Source organism: Permianibacter aggregans, from assembly GCF_009756665.1.
Taxonomy (GTDB): Bacteria; Pseudomonadota; Gammaproteobacteria; order Enterobacterales; family Permianibacteraceae; genus Permianibacter; species Permianibacter aggregans.
In genome coordinates this window covers 2,256,570-2,272,843 of the sequence record NZ_CP037953.1, presented here as the reverse complement: position 1 = coordinate 2,272,843, position 16,274 = coordinate 2,256,570, and the positions used below count along the sequence as shown (strand labels likewise).

Sequence of the window (16,274 nt, the reverse complement as noted above, 5' to 3'; positions counted from 1 at the left end):
CCGGCGGTTCAGCGGCTATCGTGAAACGTCGGTTACCGCTTTTAACAAGCCAAGAGAAACGTGCTAAGTTTGGCGCCTGTTTTGCTTTGTGGAAGCACGTCCCATATGGAGTGGCTCAGTCTGTTGCCGCCGTTGCTGGCCATTGCCATTGCGGTCTGGAAGCGGGAAGTAATGCTGGCGCTGGTCGCGGCAATCTTCAGCGCCGAATGGTTGTTGAACGGCTCGCCGCTGAATGCCTTTGTGCTGACCTTCGAGCGGATGATTGCCCAGCTCGCCGATGCCGGTAACGCCCGCATCTTATTGTTCAGCCTATTGGTCGGTGCCTTGATCGCGTTTGTCCGCGATTCCGGCGGCGTCTCGGCATTTATTCGCTGGATTGAACAGCGCGGGTTTGCCAACAGTCCACGCCAGGTCGGTTGGCTCGCGGTTATCACCGGCAGCGTATTGTTTATCGAATCGAACCTGTCGATCCTCGGTGCTTGTCTGGTTTCTGCGTCGTTGTTCGACAAACACAATATGAGCCGGGCCCGGCTTGCTTACTTTGCCGACGCCACCTGCGCACCGACAAAAGTGCTGGTATTGTTAAACGGTTGGGGCGCTTACGCGCTGACACTGATCAGCGGTTACGGCCTGGAAAATCCGGTCAGCACATTAGCTTGGTCGGTACCGCTGAATTTCTACTGCCTGACGACACTGCTGATCGTGTTCTGGACCGTGCACACCGGCAAAGTATTTGGCCCGATGAAAGTCTCGGAGTCGCGCGCGGCAGCCATTGATCAAGCACTACCGGCCGCGACCAGCAAACGCTATTTCCTGGCGCCGATTGCGGTCATGATCGTCGGCATCATCACGCTGATGTATATCACCGGCGACGGCAACATCATGAAAGGCTCCGGCTCGAAGTCGGTGCTGTGGGCGACCGCGCTGGCCGTTTTAACGGGTTACGTCCTGTTGCGCGCCGGCAAACGCTTCCGTCATCGCGAACTGGTGCAGGTCGCATTCAAAGGCATGAATGAATTATTGCCGCTGGTGGCGCTGGTATTGCTGGCGATGGCGCTGGGCGATTCATTGAAAGCACTCGGTACCGGTACGTTTATCGCCAGCATTGTCGGTGCGCATTTACCGGCGCTGATCATCACACCACTGGTTTTCCTCGCCGCCTGTTTGATGTCATTCGCCACCGGCACCTCCTGGGGCACGTTCGCGATCATGATGCCGATTGCAATGCCACTCAGTTTAAGCACCGGCATACCGCCCTCAATGCTCGTTTCCGCCGTGCTCGGCGGCGGTGTATTTGGTGACCATTGCTCCGGTATTTCCGATTCAACGATCCTGTCATCGCTGGCCTCCGGCTGCGATCACTACGAACACATCAAAACCCAATTACCTTACGCCGTTACGGCGGCACTCGTGACGATTACGCTTTATATTGTCGTCGGCTTATTCTTAGGACTATGAGAGAACCCTGATGCGCAAACTTGCCCTTTCCATTTTCATTCTGTCGCTAGCGGCCTGCAGCAAATTGACCGAAGACAACTATAAACAAATTGAAATCGGTATGGACCGTGAAGAAGTCGAATCGATACTCGGCGCACCGGACGAGTGCGGTGGAGCGCTGAGCTTCGAGGCCTGCACCTGGGGTGATGATAACCGGCATATCACTGTTGGTTACGCTGGCGACAAAGTATTGAGTAAATCAAAAAAGGGTCTTTGACTCCCTGATACAACTTACAAGTGTATTGGCCAGTTGCGTCTCAGCGAAAAACGCGAAACAATTTACCGGCAGCTGACTATTCTAATTTTAGGTTTGAGCTCGAGGCATATGCCATGCTCGCAAGACGTAGAGTAAGCAAGTGCCCCGACTTAAAATTCTGGTGAGTTATCTGACTTGAAAAGCTAAACCACTATAAACGTCTCGGTGCTGTCCAATGGATACTTACGAAAACAATCGTGCAAATGAGATGACTCTACAGAAGCTATTGAGGTTATTCCGAGACTGTGGAGTAAACCGCCTTTATGTAAAGTTGCTCAGCCCTAATGATAACAGCAAGAATCAACCTTATTTTGGTGGAGATTTCTCTTCGCTGAATATCTTTCCAACTGGCCCAATATCCGTTGTAGAGTCGGCATCCAAGAAATCCCTTGGTGAGAAAAGGTTCATTTACAAAGCGCCTCTTTCATTCCGTTGGATCGGGCCAGATGGAACAATTTACCCCTCACCAAACGCAAAATTGATCTTGTATCCCCAGTATCCAGAGGTCCGGTTCTCGGGCTTCCTTAGCAACTCATCTGTAGATGCCAGTCAATGGATGGATCCTAGCCGCAAGGGACGTGTTGAAGGACGAATTCTGTTGATGGGTGTTACTGAAGACGGCATTACACTAGGTTATTTGATTATTCCGGGAGCTGGCGTTGGAGATGAAGTTCGAGAGGCCATATCTGCTCACTCAGCAACTGGTGTTTTCCATGAGCTCCCACTAGCAGATGATGCGTCTGACAACAAAAGGTTGCTGTTAAATCGATTAAGGGAAATTCACTTATCCGGTTGGATCCCAAGCCAGCGATTGGACTCCAGAGGAAATATTCTGGCTTGCAATAGCTTCAATTGCGGAGGTTACACACTTGAAGCAAAATTTGGCATTACTCCAAACGGATTCTCCGAGCCAGATTATCTTGGTTGGGAGCTAAAACAGTACAGTGTCAAATCTTTCGCACGTGTCAACTCCCAAGTTGTTACCCTGATGACTCCCGAACCAAATGAGGGTTTCTACAAGGAACGTGGTGTTGCAGATTTTATACGGATGTTCGGATACAAAGATGTGAGTGGGAAAGCGGACCGCTTGAACTTCGGTGGTATACATCGCTTCTCAGCTCCCGCATCGAGAACCGGCTTGGCCCTCAATGTGCATGGCTTTGACCACCAATCTGGCAAAATTACAGACCCGAATGGCGGGATTGTTCTAGAAACGGTTCATGGAGAAGTCGCAGCAAAGTGGGCGTTCCCTAGACTGCTTGATCATTGGAAAAGAAAGCACGAAAGAGCTGTGTATGTTCCGTCTATCATGAGGTTGGAACCAAACCGAAGTTATCATTTCGGGAACAAAATTAAGGTTGGGGAGCAAACGGATTTTTGTTTCTTGCTTTCTGCATTGTGCAAAGGACTGGTTTACTATGACCCGGGAATCAAGATGGAAGGAGCATCAACTACCAAACCTGAGATAAAGAGGCGAAGTCAATTCCGAATAAGAAGTGAAAGTCTTGGCGCATTATATAAGCACTTCATGGACGTTGATCTTCTTGATGTGCCAAAGGGGTAGTATAACTTCATGAGACTGTCCAGAATTTTGTGTAACTGGCGGATTTACACCTTCACGCGGTCTTCGCCGAACACGATCAACAACTGATTCAGTGCGGCTTTCCAATCGTGTACCGGCATCGTCCACTTTTCCGCGATCCGATGCAAGGTTAAGTACAACACCTTCAAGATTGCCTCGTCATTCGGGAAGGCTTTCTTGGGTTTCAACACTTTCTGCAAGCTGGCGTTGAGTGATTCAATCGCGTTGGTCGTGTAGATGATTTTCCGTATCTCCGGCGGATAATCAAAGAACACCGTCAACCGTGTCCAGTTGTTACGCCAGCTCGGCCCAATATGCGGATACTTCCCGCCCCAGTTCTGTTCAAATTCAGCCAGCGCCCGCTGTGCTTCGCTTTCCGTTGCCGCTCGATAAATCAACCGTAAATCGGCCGCCACGGCCTTACGCTCTTTCCAAGGGACGAAGTGCAGCGAGTGACGCACTTGATGGACGATGCATTGCTGCACATGGGTCTGCGGGTAGACCGCATTAATCGCTTCCGAGAAGCCTTTAAGGCCATCGACACAAGCAATCAATACGTCATTGACGCCGCGATTTTTCAGTTCATTGATAACGCTTAACCAGAACTTGGCGCCTTCACTGCTGGCCAACCATAACCCTAAAATCTCTTTCTCACCGCGCATGTTGATGCCCAGCGCTACATACACGGAGCGATTGCCGACCATGCCATCCTGCCGCGACTTCGTCACCAAGGCATCGAGATAGACAATCGCATAAGTCGAATCGAGTGGTCGCTTCTGCCATTGTTGTACTTCATCCATAACCTGTTCGGTCACCTGGCTTATCAGCGCCGGTGACACCGCGTTGCCGTAGGTTTCTTGCAGGTAGTCGTGAATGTCACGCTGACTCATGCCGTAAGAGTAGAGTCGCACGATGGCGTCCGTTATGCTGCCAACGCGTCGTTGATGCTTGCCGATAAACCGAGGTTCAAACTCGGCATTCCGGTCACGTGGGACTTCGATATCCAGTGGGCCATGCTCGGTTTGCACTTGCTTGGTCGATCGGCCGTTACGTGAATTACCGGAGTTGCGACCTTTGACGGCGTGTTTGTCATAACCCAGATGCTGTTCCATTTCGGCCTTCAGCGCCCGCTCCGCGACCTGCTTGAACAACACTTTGGTTAGTGCCTGGAAGTCTTCGGTTGATTTGCAACGGTCTAATAATTCATCAAGTGTGGTATGGGTGCTGACAGGTTTTTCTGGCTTCATAATGCTCTCCTATTGAGGATATGATGAAGCCAGTTACACAAAAATCAAAACGGTCCCAACTTCTGTATTAGACTTCTATCCATCGTATCAAGTCTTCGATTGTGCCATGTAGTTGATTTTTTATGTCACACTCCCAAACAACCTTTACGCGCCAACCAGAAATCTCAAGCGCCGCTCGTGATCTTTCATCTCTTTTCTGATTTTCAATCAATTTTTTTCGCCAGAATTCAGGCCGACTTTTTGGCCACTTAAAATACTTGCAATCATGCAAATGCCAGAAGCACCCGTGAACAAAAATCACCGCATTAAACTTTTTGAGAACAATATCAGGACAACCAGGAAGCGCTTTTACATTGAGTCGGTAGCGGTAACCATGTGCAAAAAGCTCCTTTCTAATGGCGATTTCAGGAGCTGTACTTTTAGCTCCAATTCCGGCCATCATTCTACTTCGAGTTTGTTTGTCTACGATATCCATCTGAATCTGGCTAACAGGAGTTTAGGTATTAGTTCCCCGCCTGAGTGGTAACTCCGGCTGTAGAACTTCAACCTCCAACATTGGCCTCATTGCTTTTGCCACATGGCGTACAACATCTACCACCACCGAATTGCCAAACTGTTTGTACGCTCTCGTGTCGGATACTGGTATCCGGAATGAATCTGGAAACCCCATTAAACGAGCACACTCACGAGGAGTTAACCTGCGAGGATTCTTTCTTGCACCCTGATAAACGAGGATTTCCGATCCGTCCTTGTAATATCGAGCAGATAAAGTTCTCGCAACGCTATCCGGGTAAACCAAACCATAACCGAACCCATTTCCTTTGGCACGGTGTTTCTCTGCGTAATTGTAAAGATACTCCCATAGCTTGTCCGTGAGCGTATACTTTGGTTGCACTCGATTCTTCTTGTGGTCAAAGAACCGCTCTCCATCATGGTCAAGCCTTGGTTCTGATCCATCAGTTTTATGCAATATATCCTTCATTGTTCGTTGACCCTTCGCGGGAAGCGACTGTGCTTCGAAATCAAATGCAACTTGTTCGCGAAATCCTACTATCATGATGCGTTCCCTATGTTGAGGAACAAAATGTGCACCATCAATTACCCGGTAATAGATGTTGTATCCCAAATCCTCAAGCGACCGCTTGATAACGGAGAAAGTTTTCCCCTTGTCATGGGAGACAAGATTTTTAACGTTCTCCAACAAGAAAGCACGAGGCTCTTTGGCCTCAATAATTCGACATACGTCAAAGAAAAGCGTGCCTTGGGTTTCATCATGAAATCCATGTGCACGTCCAAGAGCATTCTTTTTTGAGACACCCGCGATTGAGAATGGCTGGCACGGGAATCCCGCCAGAAGCACATCATGATCAGGTATGTCCAACACATCGATCTTGGTTATGTCTCCTTCTATCCTGTGGGAGTTGCTCCAGTTTTCAGCGTAAGTCTTTTGGGCATAGCTATCCCATTCACTTGTAAACACGCATGCCCCCCCAATTTCCTCAAAGGCAGCACGAATCCCCCCTATCCCCGCGAAAAGGTCTATGAAACGAAACGAACCGGAATCGTTTTCGTTTTGGGAGAAGGGTAGAAGCCGCTGCAAGTTTCTGTTGTAGGCATCCAAGGCATGGTATTCGGGTCTGGACTGTCTTACCTCCCACCTTCGCAGGGTTCTCGGATTCACTCCCAGTATCGCGGAGACCTCGGCCTTCGTGCGATGACACAATGCAAGGCTTAACCGCTCATTGAACACGTCATATTCGGTACGTTTAGCTAAGTTGTTACTCTTCATATTCGCTGGGTAGAATGTCTGACACCATGTCCGCATTTAAACCCAGAGAAACCGGAAAAGGGAAGAAAAAGTTTTGATTTCGGGGGCAAATCAGGCCCCCAATCAAAGAGCTCTTTCTTGCTTGATTAATTTTTATCGAATTTGTACTTGGAGATAGTGCGATAAGCGTTGATGTTGACAAGGCGCTTTGGAACTTTATATTTGCCCAATCAGCGTACAAAAGCGACGCCTATTTGGCGCCGATTTTCGTTCAGGCATTCGCCAAGTCTCTCGCTGTGTACGCTGGCTCTGGGAAACGTCCCAAGACCCGGTTCAGTACCGAGTTCATTGTGTATGGGTCGTTATCGAAGCCCCCGTGGGTTTTCGATTTGCTATCGCGGGTTTCACTGCCGGCCAGCACCAGATGTTCCGGGTTTGGTTGGCCGTTTTGCCAATAGAGGTTTTGCAGCAGCGCTTCGGTACGCATGCCGACTTCCATACCGACAATCGGTTTGCCGCGCTCGCTTTCCATCGAATTGCTGACCAGGTAGAGCAGGGACTTGCCATAGACCCAGCTCTTGCCAACAAAGTCATCGAGTTCGGCTTTGGCGTTAAGGTTATACATCTTTGGTATCGGGATTTCAGCACGGTCGATTTTTGGATAGAGATCGATCATGAAACGCTCGACTGACAATGCAGGCGCGAGCATTTGCACGGTTTTGAATTGCAGTCTGTGTTTCAGCATCGGCTCGACAGAATGAGCGAAGAGAATTGAACCGGCGGAATGCGCAACCACATGAATATCCAGTGCGTTCACCTTGCTGTAGGCCTGCAGATGCTCTATCACTGAGCGCATTGCCATGGGCCGATCGTGACGATCGGTCGCACTGGCGAGACGCGCATTTTCTTTCATTTCATTCCACAGCGGTTTGGCGAGTTTGCCGAGCGTGGATTCGAAAAAGAAATCACGGGCATCGCCGAACAGGCTTTGCGCTTTTTCTCTATCCGGCGCGCCGAGCTTGTCTTCGATCATCGCGCGCACGGTTTCAAAGACGCCACTTTCCCACATGATGTGCAATGGGTAGATGCCGTTTTTCTTGCATACGGGCGTCATCGCCAGCACTCGACGGGCGCTGGCCTCTTCATTGTTCAGACCACCATGCATGTACAACATCAGATGATTGCAGCCGGATTCTTTGATCAAACCGTGCTGCGGATCGAACAAACGTTGCAAATCATCTGGCGTTGTCCAGTATTTGCCGGTGTCGGATAGGTAACCGTTGTTGCCGACGTTGACGATGTAGTTGCGCACTTCTTCCAGCTTCGGTGGCTGCGCTTTCACCCAACTGGATTGCGCTTCGGTTTGCATGCGTTGGGTGCTGGCGCGCTGAATCGGCACACCCAATTGCGCGACCCACAAGTCGGTGACGTGCGCCGCGAAGTCGTCGTAGGTCATCAAGGCAAAACCGTTCAGGCCCCAGTTTGGCCCCCAGGAATTTTGCAGAATAAATCCGTCTTCGTTGTAGCCAACCAGCGCGATGGCATGACCACCTTCAATCTCGTCGAACATTTCGATGACCGGTAGCTGGCCACTGCGCCGGCTGTGCACATCGTTCCAGCCTTTATGCACCATGACTGTGGCGTAAACGATGCCGGTTTCCGCCAGCGCCGCGTGCACATCGCGCAGCTGCTGGGTTTGAATACGAAAATAGGCACCGCCCGGATACTCATTGGCAGCGGTAGCGATTTGCTTGTTGAAGTGGCGCATGCCTTTGACTTCGTCAGGCCACAGCGATCGCGCGGCAACACCGTGCGTGACCCAACCTTTCATCGCGCCACGCGCCGATGAACCTTCGTAGCGCTCGCCGGGCCATTCATCGTAACGGCGCGCCATTTCATAAAGCATGCGCGGGCTGACGCCATTGATACCGTGTTCGCCGGGCAGGCGGGTTTTCTGGTTGGCGATCAGGTAGTTGATCACCGCGGCCAAGGCAAAGCCGGTGCAGGCGCCCTCCTGGCCTTGATCGAGCATCAGCGGTACGTGATTGCGGTTGTCGATGCTTTCCGGCAAGACCTTTAGAGTCGGCAAATAAAACCAGTCGCGTACGTCAACCTGGTCCGGTACGGCATCCAAAGTCCTTTTACTCATGACATGCTCCTTGCGGTAACACACCGGCGCCGAGTGCGAATGACGAAAGGGGACAAAAGCTCGGTGAGCGACAGCGCCAGTCCCTGCACTGGATGATCAGTATCATCGATGAGCGCTGCCGTCGGGAATGGCGACAACGCTGCCGGCATTATCGTTCAGATTGCCCTGTGAGCGTTGCGCTTGAAAGTAAATACACTAACAGACATAGGTGATAGAACGGCGTTGAATATCACGAGTCAGCCGGCGATCACCGAGGCTTTTTCTTGTACCTCTTATTGTTGTCTTCCAGCGCTAGCGTTTGGCGCCAGAACTCGGTGGTGATGTCATTGAGATGGCCGCTTTCGGCATTCAGCAGCACGACCAATCCAACCCGGTGTTTGCGCGAATAGGCAATGTCGGCGACATAGCCTTTCACCCAACCGCTGTGCAGATAAATGGTTTCATCGCCAAGTTGATAAATGCGCCAACCCAAACCGTAATGCGCATCGGTCAGCAGCTCTCGCCAACCACGACGACGCAATTCGCGATCAGTACGCACGCGTTCGCGGGTCAGCTCGTCGGTGACATCCGGCGGCAGAATGTCCGGGTGATAACCCATTTGCGCGATCAGCCATTTGCCGAGGTCGGTAACGCTGGCATTGACACCGGCGGCCGGTGACACTTGGTAATAGCCTGGTTGAATCACGGTTGGTATCCAGCGTTGCTGGCGTTTGATATGCGGCAACGCGCGATTGGCAGCGTTCTCGAAACGGGCCTGACCAATCGACGCTTGCTCCATCGCCAGCGGCGTGAAAATCCGTTGCTGGATCAGATCGCTATATTGTTGCTGGGTGGCCTGTTCGATTACCGGATCAATCAAGCCAAACAAAATGTTCTGGTAGGTGTAACACTGACCGGGCTGGCAAACCGGTGATAGCTCGCGAAACTTCGGCAGGATCTTGATCAGCTTGACGTTGGCATCGAGCAGATTGTCGAAGGCGTTCGGCACGATGCCGGTTGATTGGCTAAGCAGATGCTGGATTTGCAAGGTTTGCGTGTGGCGACTGTTCTTCAGTTGAAAATCCGGTACAAAGCGGTTGACCGGATCATCCCAATGCAATTTGCCTTCGCGCACCAGCAGACCGGTCAATTGCGCGGCAAAGGTTTTTGACACCGACGCAACGCGAAACACGGTTTCAGCATCAATGGTTTTGCTGTCGTTGGCATCACGCAGGCCATGCCCGGCCGCTTGCACAATGCGGCCATCACGAACGATGGCATAGGCGCCACCGGGCACTTCACCGGCGTCGAGTATCTGACGGAAATGGCTATCGAAATTGGGGTAGCCGAGAGCAACCGGCGGCTCCGATTCGGCGGCAACGGCGATGGAGGTGCAAAAGGCGAAGACCGCCAACATTCGACTCATGATCAACAACACATCAATGATTCAGGGTATTTCATGGCCGCTTCAGAATTTTTCCGAGCGCATGACTTCAACATCAGCGATGTAGGTAATCATCGCGTAATTATCGTAGTACTTTTTCCGCATGTTGTCGGCGACTTGATGGGCCAAGGCGTCGTTGCAAACGATCTCGATTCGGATATTGGCCGAGACATCCCAGCCGGCATCACGGACACCGCGACTGCCTTTGCCGCGGGCATCGGTGATCGTGTAACCGGTGACACCCCATTGCTGAAAATCCTTGATCAACTGCCGCTCGATGCTGGCTTCGGTGATCACCGTCAATAGTTTGCGCATTTCCACAGCCATTATGACGCTCCTCTACTGAGCAGGAATTCCGCCAGTTGATGATAAAGCGAAATACCGATGATGACGTTGAACGGAAAGGTGACGCCAAGCGATGCCGCCAACGACAAGGTTGGGTTCGCTTCCGGCACCGAAATACGCATCGCCGCCGGCACCGCGATGTAGGACGCCGAAGCGGCCATGGTCGCCATGATTACGATACCGCCGAGACTCAAGCCCATCCACAAACCGAGCAGGGCACCGACAACCGAGGAAAACAGCGGCATCACAATACCGAAAGCAATCAGAAACACCCCATAGCGTTTCAAACTGGCGACTTGTGAAGCGGCAATCAAACCCATTTCCAACAGGAACAAGGCCAGCACGCCTTTGAACAAATCAAAGAAAAATGGCTTCAGTGGCAGCATGCCTTCCGGACCGGCAATCCAGCCGACGAACAAACCACCGACCAGCAACACAATGCTCTTGCCGAGAAACACTTCGTGGCAGAGCGCGCCCCACTGGGTTTGTTTCGAGATGCCTTTGGCGATCATGACGCCGACCACAATCGCCGGCATTTCCAGCACCACCATGAACACCGCCATGTATTCTTCGTAAGCGATGTCGTGGCTGAACAAATAGGCAACTGCGACCGCATAAGTGGCGACGCTGACGGAACCATAATGGGCGGCAATCGACGCCGAATCAGCGCGATTGAAACGGCCAATCGCGCGCAACACCGGATAGGCGACAAACGGCAGCGCAACGCCCATCAGGATCACCAGCAACACTTGCGGCGCAAGCGTCAGCACATCTTGCTTGGCGAGTTCAACACCACCTTTCAGACCGATGGTCAGCAGCAGCACTGCACTCAGGAATTCGTAAATGGCGCCGGGCAAACGGATTTCGGCTTTGGCGAGACCCGCCGCTAATCCGAGAATGAAAAACAGGACGACTGGATCCATTGATTAATCCACCACGTTACTGATCTTTAGTTCGTTAAGCCATCTGCCATTTGTTGCGCAACGGCATTGCATCGGCTTACTGCTTTACTCGCACAACGCTGTACTGAATTTTCTGCTCACGCTCAAGTGGGTTACCGAAACGCAGGCAGTAATCATCGGTAGTCGGTGCGGTGAATTCACCGGCGTCCATTGGCACCAGACGCGGCGGGAACATGCCGTCACCACCACGGCGAATGTCAAAGCTGACCATGTCTTCGCCGCTGAATGTGTAGCGTATCGTTTCGCCAGCTTTCAACGGATAGCAACGCTCAGCCACTTCACCAACGCGTAGCGAACGGCCGCCGGTCATTTTGTTATAGAAGAAAAAAATGGCGCCGCCCATCAACACCAGGATGATGAGCCAGGGCAGCCATTTGGGTGAACCTTTACGTTTGGCCATGTTGTCCTCTTATCTATTGGGCGCGCAGACGTTTGATCAGAAATTCGCGTATCGCGACGACTTCTTCACCGCACACTGAATGCGGCATCGGGTAACGTTCGAACTGCGGTTGGTAACCAAGTTGTTCCAGCAGCGATTTGCTTTCCAGCGCCAACGATAGCGGCACAATCGGATCGTAGTCGCCATGGGCCATAAAGATATTGGCGTTGCGCATGGCATCGCTGCGCTCAGCCGCCAGTTTTTCCGGCACCGGAACATAGGTGCTAAGCGCCAGCAATCCACCCAGCGTTTTCGGATAACGTAAACCGAGGTGCAAAGTGATGGCACCGCCTTGGGAAAAGCCGGCGAGAAAAATCTTGTCGTAGGGAATGCCGCGTGCGTGTTCACGCTCGATCAACTCCATCACCGCCTTGGCAGAAGCTTTGACGCCGGACTCATCAACCTTGCGCGCCAGATTCGCTTCGAGAATGTCGTACCAAGCGCGCATTGCATAGCCGCCGTTGATCGTCACCGGTTGCACCGGTGCATGCGGAAACACAAAACGTATCGGCAGATCGGCTGGCAAACGCAGCTCCGGAATCAGCGGCACAAAATCATTGCCATCGGCGCCAAGGCCATGCAACCAAATGACGCTAGCAACGGCCGCTTGCGCCGGCTCTTTGACAATACATTCCAGCACGATTTCAAAACTCCAAATGCAAGGCTTCGCCAGCCAGATCGCTGGCAAATTGATTAACCAGGGTGTTCAGGGCACGGCCATCCGGCAGCTGCCACTCACCATCGGCCCAGTCGAAATGAAAGCCGCCAGCAGGTGCGGCGAGCCATAGCTGCTTCAGCGGCGGTTGGCGCGAAAAAATCAGCTTGCTGCCGTTCTCGAAGCTCAACGTCAGCACACCGCCTTGTTGATCGAAATCGATATCGGCGCCGCTGTCATCGATGGCGTCTTCAATGGCGGCCATCGTGCGGTCGACCAAGCGGTTGAATTCGGACTCGTTCATGACGTGCTCCGGCCCAAGTATGAATGGCCGGCATTGTGCCACAAGCGGCTTCTGGCCGTTGAGCCAAGCGTGTGGTTATACTGCCCGCATCTGTCGCTTAGGACGATTTCCCGATGTTACGTATTGCCCTGGCTCTGCTGCTGCTCGCGACACTCGCGGGTTGTGGGCAGAAAGGTGATTTGGTCAAACCGACCCCGGAACCGGCGCCAAAATCCGATGCTGCTTAGCTTTGCCAAGATGCAGGCGCTCGGCAACGATTTCATGGTTGTCGATGGCATTTCCCAGCCGGCCAATTTTTCGCCACAACTGCTGCAACGACTGGCCGATCGCCGGCGCGGCATCGGCTTCGATCAATTGCTGCTGGTTGAACCGCCGTACTCGCCGAACACCGACTTTCATTACCGGATTTTCAATGCCGACGGCTCGGAAGTGGGCCAGTGCGGTAACGGAGCCCGTTGTTTTGCCAAATTTGTTCGCCATGTTGGCCTCGCCTGGCGCCCGCAGATGCGGGTGTCGACGATCAACGGCGAAATGGCTCTGAACATCAATGACGATGGCAGCGTCACCGTCGATATGGGCAAGCCGCGCTTTGCCGCCAATGAAGTGCCGTTCCGAGCCGGCGTCGAAGGGCCGCATCACCGGCTCGAAGTCGATGGCAGCGTGCACACGTTTGTTGCGCTGAGCATGGGCAATCCGCATGCGGTGCTGTCGGTGCAGGATGTGATCAACGCGCCCGTCGGTGCGCTCGGCAAACGTCTGTGTGAGCACGAGTATTTTCCGCAGCAGGCCAATATCGGTTTTATGCAGGTGATGAACCGGGAGACGATGCGCTTGCGTGTTTATGAGCGTGGTGCCGGTGAAACCGAAGCCTGCGGTTCTGGCGCTTGCGCTGCCGTTGTCGCGGGCCGTTTGCTGGAACGCCTCGATGAAGACGTGCTGGTGCAATTACCGGGCGGCAATTTGCATGTGCGCTGGGCCGGCGAAGGCCAACCGGTACTGATGACCGGACCGGCCGATCTCGTTTACGAAGGACAAATCGAATTATGAGTACCGATGCGCCAACACTGCATGGCGAGGCTTATGTCGCACAGTTCTTGAGCGAAAACCCGGATTTCTTTCTGCGCCACCGTGATCTGCTGATGCAACTTTCAGTGCCGCATGAAGCCGGCGCCGTGTCGCTGGTTGAGCGGCAAGTCAAAGCCCTGCGTGATCGCATTCGGGATCTGCAATCACAAATGATTGAGATGCTGCGCCATGCCCGTGAAAACGAGCAAGTGCTGAGCCAGTGTTTGAGCTTGAGTCTTGGCATGATCGAAAGCAGCAGCATCGATCAACTGATTCATGTCGTGCGCACCGAGCTATTGCGCGAGTTTCGCTGTGATGCGTTGTCGGTGATGTTCTGTCAGGTCGATGTCAGCGGCATCATTCATGCCCGCCAGGTGACTCACGATCAATTGCTCAATGAGTTGGGCTGCGGTTTTCCCGATGGCGAGCCGGTCTGCGGTTATCTCGATCAACGCGCGCGTAAATTCTTGTTTGGCGATTTGAACCCCGACTTGCATTCGGTGGCCTTGCTGCCTTTGGGCCTCAACGCCGCGCGCGGTGTCATTGCCATTGCCAGCCGTGAGAAAGAACGCTTCTCACCGCAAATGGGCACCGTGTTTCTGCAGTTGATTGCGCAGCTATTCGATGCCATTCAGCGCAAGCATGCACGCGAAGGCCATGTCCGTGCCAGCGCCGGCTGAGCATCCGCAAACGCCGCTGCTGGCGGCGTTTTTACTGAGCCTGCAAGGCAGTCGCGCCAGCTCCGAACGCACCATCGACACCTATCATCGAGCGTTGGAAAAATTTCTGCAATTTTGCCAACAACAGAAACTGAGCACGCTCGCCGAGGTGCAGCCGTATCAACTGCGTCAGTTCGTCGGCTGGTGTCACCAGCACAAGCTGTCACCGAAATCGATACAAGTGCATCTGGCTGCGGTGCGGGCGTTTTATCGTTACCTATTGAAGCAAAGTCACTGCGCTGACAATCCTGCACTCGGCATTCGCGCGCCGAAAATCGCCAAACGCCTGCCGGCAACGATGGATGTCGATGAAACCAATGCCTTTGTCGATCATATTGATGGTGATGATGCCCTGAGCCGACGCGATCGAGCGATCATCGAGTTGTTCTACGGTAGCGGTCTGCGCTTGTCGGAATTATCGGCGCTGAATGTCGAGGATTTGGAGCAAAGCGATGCCGTGCTGCGCGTGCTCGGCAAAGGCCGCAAACAACGCGATGTCCCCATCGGCAGCAAAGCCCGACAAGCATTGATGCACTGGTTGCAATCACGTTCAGAAATTGCTGCCGCCGATGAACCGGCGTTGTTTGTCAGCACCCGCGGTACGCGATTATCGAATCGCCAGATCCAAAGCCGCCTTGCTTGGTGGGGGAAAAAGCTCGGGCTGAACGCACCACTGCATCCGCACAAACTGCGTCATTCCTGCGCCACTCATTTTCTTGAAGGTTCACAAGATTTGCGCGCGGTGCAGGAACTGCTTGGTCACGCCAATCTCAGCACCACGCAGATTTACACCCATCTCGATTTTCAGCATCTGGCTGGCGTGTATGACAAGGCGCATCCAAGAGCGAAGAAGAAAAACGAGTAGCGCGGTCAGCTCACTACCCGTTTCGGCGATCCTTTCTCAAACGCCCGAATATTTTCGGCTATCTGATCCAGCAAGGTCTGCCTTGCGGTTTGCGAGGCCCAGGCGTTGTGCGGGGAGATCAGCAAGTTCGGTAGCTCGGTGCGCAGCAATGGATGCTCGTCACTTGGTGGCTCTTCGCTGAGTACGTCCAGCGCCGCGCCGGCAATTTTGTGTTGCACCAGCGCCGTATGCAGATGCTGTTCGTTGACGATGCCACCACGGGCAACGTTGATCAGCCAAGCCGACTTCTTCATCAGATTCAGCTTTTGATCGTTGATTAAATCGCGCGACAAATCACTGAGCGGGCAGTGAATGGAAATGACGTCGGATCGTGGCAGGAGGTCCTTCAACTCGATATGTTCATCATTGCCTTCACGGCCGGGGATACGGCCGACAAGAATATTCATGCCGAATGCCTTACCTATCTCGGCGACCCGCTTGCCTATCGTGCCGTAGCCGATGATGCCCAAGGTCTTGCCGTGTAACTCAATAATCGGATGATCGAGCCGGCAAAACATCTCGCTTTTCTGCCACAGGCCCTGTTTTACCTCACTGACATAACGATGCAGCTGTGTGGCGAGCATCAGCATCAGGGTAAACGTGTGCTGAGCGACACTTTCAGTGCTGTAGCCTTGGGCGTTGCAAACGGTGATGCCCTGTTCTTTCGCGGCGGCGAGATCAACGTTGTTGGTGCCGGTCGCAGCGACACAAATCAGTTTCAGATGTTTGGCCGCTTTCATCGTGTCGGCATCGAGGCGCACTTTGTTGCTGATCACGATTTCGGCGTGCTTCAGCCGTTGTTCCAGCTCCGATTTTCTGCTGCTTTCGTATTGATGCAACTCGGTGCAGGCGGCTTCCAGTTTGCGGCTGTCCAGATCCTGCATGCGCATGGTCGCGGCGTCGAGAAATACGGCTCTCATCGTGGTTCCTTTCGTTAGCGGGACTGTAGTGTAGCAATC

At 52.9% G+C, this 16,274-nt stretch carries 18 protein-coding genes; 7 read left to right on the top strand and 11 right to left on the bottom strand.

Annotated features, from left to right (window positions below; translation table 11 throughout):
• Positions 1-105: 105 nt before the first annotated feature.
• The 3 genes from E2H98_RS10060 to E2H98_RS10050 all read left to right on the top strand — a co-directional run bounded on the left by E2H98_RS10060 (position 106) and on the right by E2H98_RS10050 (position 3,317).
• Positions 106-1,458 (top strand): Na+/H+ antiporter NhaC family protein, encoded by a 1,353-nt coding sequence (locus E2H98_RS10060; RefSeq protein ID WP_133593982.1) that lies wholly within the window; start codon positions 106-108, stop codon positions 1,456-1,458.
• A 10-nt stretch (positions 1,459-1,468) separates the two neighbouring features.
• On the top strand, positions 1,469-1,714 hold the full coding sequence (locus E2H98_RS10055; protein ID WP_133593980.1) for a hypothetical protein: 246 nt from the start codon (positions 1,469-1,471) through the stop codon (positions 1,712-1,714).
• A 214-nt stretch (positions 1,715-1,928) separates the two neighbouring features.
• A complete protein-coding gene (locus E2H98_RS10050) occupies positions 1,929-3,317 on the top strand; it encodes an MvaI/BcnI family restriction endonuclease (protein ID WP_198325093.1) in 1,389 nt (462 codons plus the stop codon).
• Between the two features lie 44 nt (positions 3,318-3,361).
• Here E2H98_RS10050 and E2H98_RS10045 read toward each other — a convergent pair whose 3' ends face one another.
• The 10 genes from E2H98_RS10045 to cyaY form a co-directional block, all read right to left on the bottom strand.
• Positions 3,362-4,582 (bottom strand): IS256 family transposase, encoded by a 1,221-nt coding sequence (locus tag E2H98_RS10045; protein ID WP_157591272.1) that lies wholly within the window; start codon positions 4,580-4,582, stop codon positions 3,362-3,364.
• A gap of 67 nt (positions 4,583-4,649) precedes the next feature.
• Positions 4,650-5,057 (bottom strand): very short patch repair endonuclease, encoded by a 408-nt coding sequence (locus tag E2H98_RS10040; protein WP_133591866.1) that lies wholly within the window; start codon positions 5,055-5,057, stop codon positions 4,650-4,652.
• A 21-nt stretch (positions 5,058-5,078) separates the two neighbouring features.
• On the bottom strand, positions 5,079-6,203 hold the full coding sequence (gene dcm / locus E2H98_RS10035; protein WP_408634802.1) for a DNA (cytosine-5-)-methyltransferase: 1,125 nt from the start codon (positions 6,201-6,203) through the stop codon (positions 5,079-5,081).
• Between the two features lie 418 nt (positions 6,204-6,621).
• A complete protein-coding gene (locus tag E2H98_RS10030) occupies positions 6,622-8,499 on the bottom strand; it encodes a C1 family peptidase (RefSeq protein WP_133591871.1) in 1,878 nt (625 codons plus the stop codon).
• Positions 8,500-8,746: 247 nt separating this feature from the next.
• Complete coding sequence (locus E2H98_RS10025) at positions 8,747-9,904, bottom strand: serine hydrolase domain-containing protein (RefSeq protein ID WP_133591873.1); 1,158 nt, start codon at positions 9,902-9,904, stop codon at positions 8,747-8,749.
• A gap of 42 nt (positions 9,905-9,946) precedes the next feature.
• Complete coding sequence (locus E2H98_RS10020; protein ID WP_133591874.1) at positions 9,947-10,249, bottom strand: P-II family nitrogen regulator; 303 nt, start codon at positions 10,247-10,249, stop codon at positions 9,947-9,949.
• On the bottom strand, positions 10,249-11,190 hold the full coding sequence (locus tag E2H98_RS10015) for a sodium-dependent bicarbonate transport family permease (RefSeq protein WP_133591876.1): 942 nt from the start codon (positions 11,188-11,190) through the stop codon (positions 10,249-10,251). Before E2H98_RS10015 ends, E2H98_RS10020 begins: the two co-directional genes overlap by 1 nt.
• 76 nt (positions 11,191-11,266) lie before the next feature.
• Positions 11,267-11,629 carry a hypothetical protein gene (locus tag E2H98_RS10010; protein WP_133591877.1) on the bottom strand — a complete coding sequence of 121 codons (363 nt, stop codon included), beginning with the start codon at positions 11,627-11,629 and terminating at the stop codon, positions 11,267-11,269.
• A 13-nt stretch (positions 11,630-11,642) separates the two neighbouring features.
• Positions 11,643-12,308 (bottom strand): alpha/beta hydrolase, encoded by a 666-nt coding sequence (locus tag E2H98_RS10005; protein ID WP_232475404.1) that lies wholly within the window; start codon positions 12,306-12,308, stop codon positions 11,643-11,645.
• 4 nt (positions 12,309-12,312) lie between these two features.
• Entirely contained in the window at positions 12,313-12,627 is a 315-nt protein-coding gene (gene cyaY / locus E2H98_RS10000) for an iron donor protein CyaY (protein ID WP_133591879.1), read from the bottom strand.
• 113 nt (positions 12,628-12,740) lie between these two features.
• On the opposite strand from cyaY, the gene lptM reads away from it, so the two are divergent.
• From lptM to xerC, 4 genes are read left to right on the top strand one after another with little or no spacing between them, the layout of a single operon-like run.
• Positions 12,741-12,854 (top strand): LPS translocon maturation chaperone LptM, encoded by a 114-nt coding sequence (lptM, locus tag E2H98_RS09995; RefSeq protein WP_133591881.1) that lies wholly within the window; start codon positions 12,741-12,743, stop codon positions 12,852-12,854.
• A complete protein-coding gene (gene dapF, locus E2H98_RS09990; protein WP_133591883.1) occupies positions 12,844-13,674 on the top strand; it encodes a diaminopimelate epimerase in 831 nt (276 codons plus the stop codon). The genes lptM and dapF overlap by 11 nt, the downstream gene beginning before the upstream one ends.
• Positions 13,671-14,372: a DUF484 family protein gene (locus E2H98_RS09985; protein WP_133591885.1), complete on the top strand. Its 702-nt coding sequence runs from the start codon at positions 13,671-13,673 to the stop codon at positions 14,370-14,372. The genes dapF and E2H98_RS09985 overlap by 4 nt, the downstream gene beginning before the upstream one ends.
• Positions 14,350-15,276 carry a tyrosine recombinase XerC gene (xerC, locus tag E2H98_RS09980; protein ID WP_133591887.1) on the top strand — a complete coding sequence of 309 codons (927 nt, stop codon included), beginning with the start codon at positions 14,350-14,352 and terminating at the stop codon, positions 15,274-15,276. The genes E2H98_RS09985 and xerC overlap by 23 nt, the downstream gene beginning before the upstream one ends.
• A gap of 5 nt (positions 15,277-15,281) precedes the next feature.
• On the opposite strand, the gene E2H98_RS09975 is transcribed toward xerC, so the two are convergent.
• Positions 15,282-16,235, bottom strand: a complete 954-nt coding sequence (locus E2H98_RS09975) for a 2-hydroxyacid dehydrogenase (protein WP_133591889.1) — start codon at positions 16,233-16,235, stop codon at positions 15,282-15,284.
• Positions 16,236-16,274 lie beyond the last annotated feature (39 nt).

What these genes read in the sequence shown, in the direction of transcription:
- E2H98_RS10060 (WP_133593982.1), top strand. Translation starts at nt 106, where the DNA reads ATGGAGTGGCTCAGTCTGTTGCCGCCGTTGCTGGCCATTGCCATTGCG.
- E2H98_RS10055 (WP_133593980.1), top strand. Translation starts at nt 1,469, where the DNA reads ATGCGCAAACTTGCCCTTTCCATTTTCATTCTGTCGCTAGCGGCCTGC.
- E2H98_RS10050 (WP_198325093.1), top strand. Translation starts at nt 1,929, where the DNA reads ATGGATACTTACGAAAACAATCGTGCAAATGAGATGACTCTACAGAAG.
- E2H98_RS10045 (WP_157591272.1), bottom strand. Translation starts at nt 4,582, where the DNA reads ATGAAGCCAGAAAAACCTGTCAGCACCCATACCACACTTGATGAATTA.
- E2H98_RS10040 (WP_133591866.1), bottom strand. Translation starts at nt 5,057, where the DNA reads ATGGATATCGTAGACAAACAAACTCGAAGTAGAATGATGGCCGGAATT.
- E2H98_RS10030 (WP_133591871.1), bottom strand. Translation starts at nt 8,499, where the DNA reads ATGAGTAAAAGGACTTTGGATGCCGTACCGGACCAGGTTGACGTACGC.
- E2H98_RS10025 (WP_133591873.1), bottom strand. Translation starts at nt 9,904, where the DNA reads ATGAGTCGAATGTTGGCGGTCTTCGCCTTTTGCACCTCCATCGCCGTT.
- E2H98_RS10020 (WP_133591874.1), bottom strand. Translation starts at nt 10,249, where the DNA reads ATGGCTGTGGAAATGCGCAAACTATTGACGGTGATCACCGAAGCCAGC.
- E2H98_RS10015 (WP_133591876.1), bottom strand. Translation starts at nt 11,190, where the DNA reads ATGGATCCAGTCGTCCTGTTTTTCATTCTCGGATTAGCGGCGGGTCTC.
- E2H98_RS10010 (WP_133591877.1), bottom strand. Translation starts at nt 11,629, where the DNA reads ATGGCCAAACGTAAAGGTTCACCCAAATGGCTGCCCTGGCTCATCATC.
- cyaY (WP_133591879.1), bottom strand. Translation starts at nt 12,627, where the DNA reads ATGAACGAGTCCGAATTCAACCGCTTGGTCGACCGCACGATGGCCGCC.
- lptM (WP_133591881.1), top strand. Translation starts at nt 12,741, where the DNA reads ATGTTACGTATTGCCCTGGCTCTGCTGCTGCTCGCGACACTCGCGGGT.
- dapF (WP_133591883.1), top strand. Translation starts at nt 12,844, where the DNA reads ATGCTGCTTAGCTTTGCCAAGATGCAGGCGCTCGGCAACGATTTCATG.
- E2H98_RS09985 (WP_133591885.1), top strand. Translation starts at nt 13,671, where the DNA reads ATGAGTACCGATGCGCCAACACTGCATGGCGAGGCTTATGTCGCACAG.
- xerC (WP_133591887.1), top strand. Translation starts at nt 14,350, where the DNA reads ATGTCCGTGCCAGCGCCGGCTGAGCATCCGCAAACGCCGCTGCTGGCG.
- E2H98_RS09975 (WP_133591889.1), bottom strand. Translation starts at nt 16,235, where the DNA reads ATGAGAGCCGTATTTCTCGACGCCGCGACCATGCGCATGCAGGATCTG.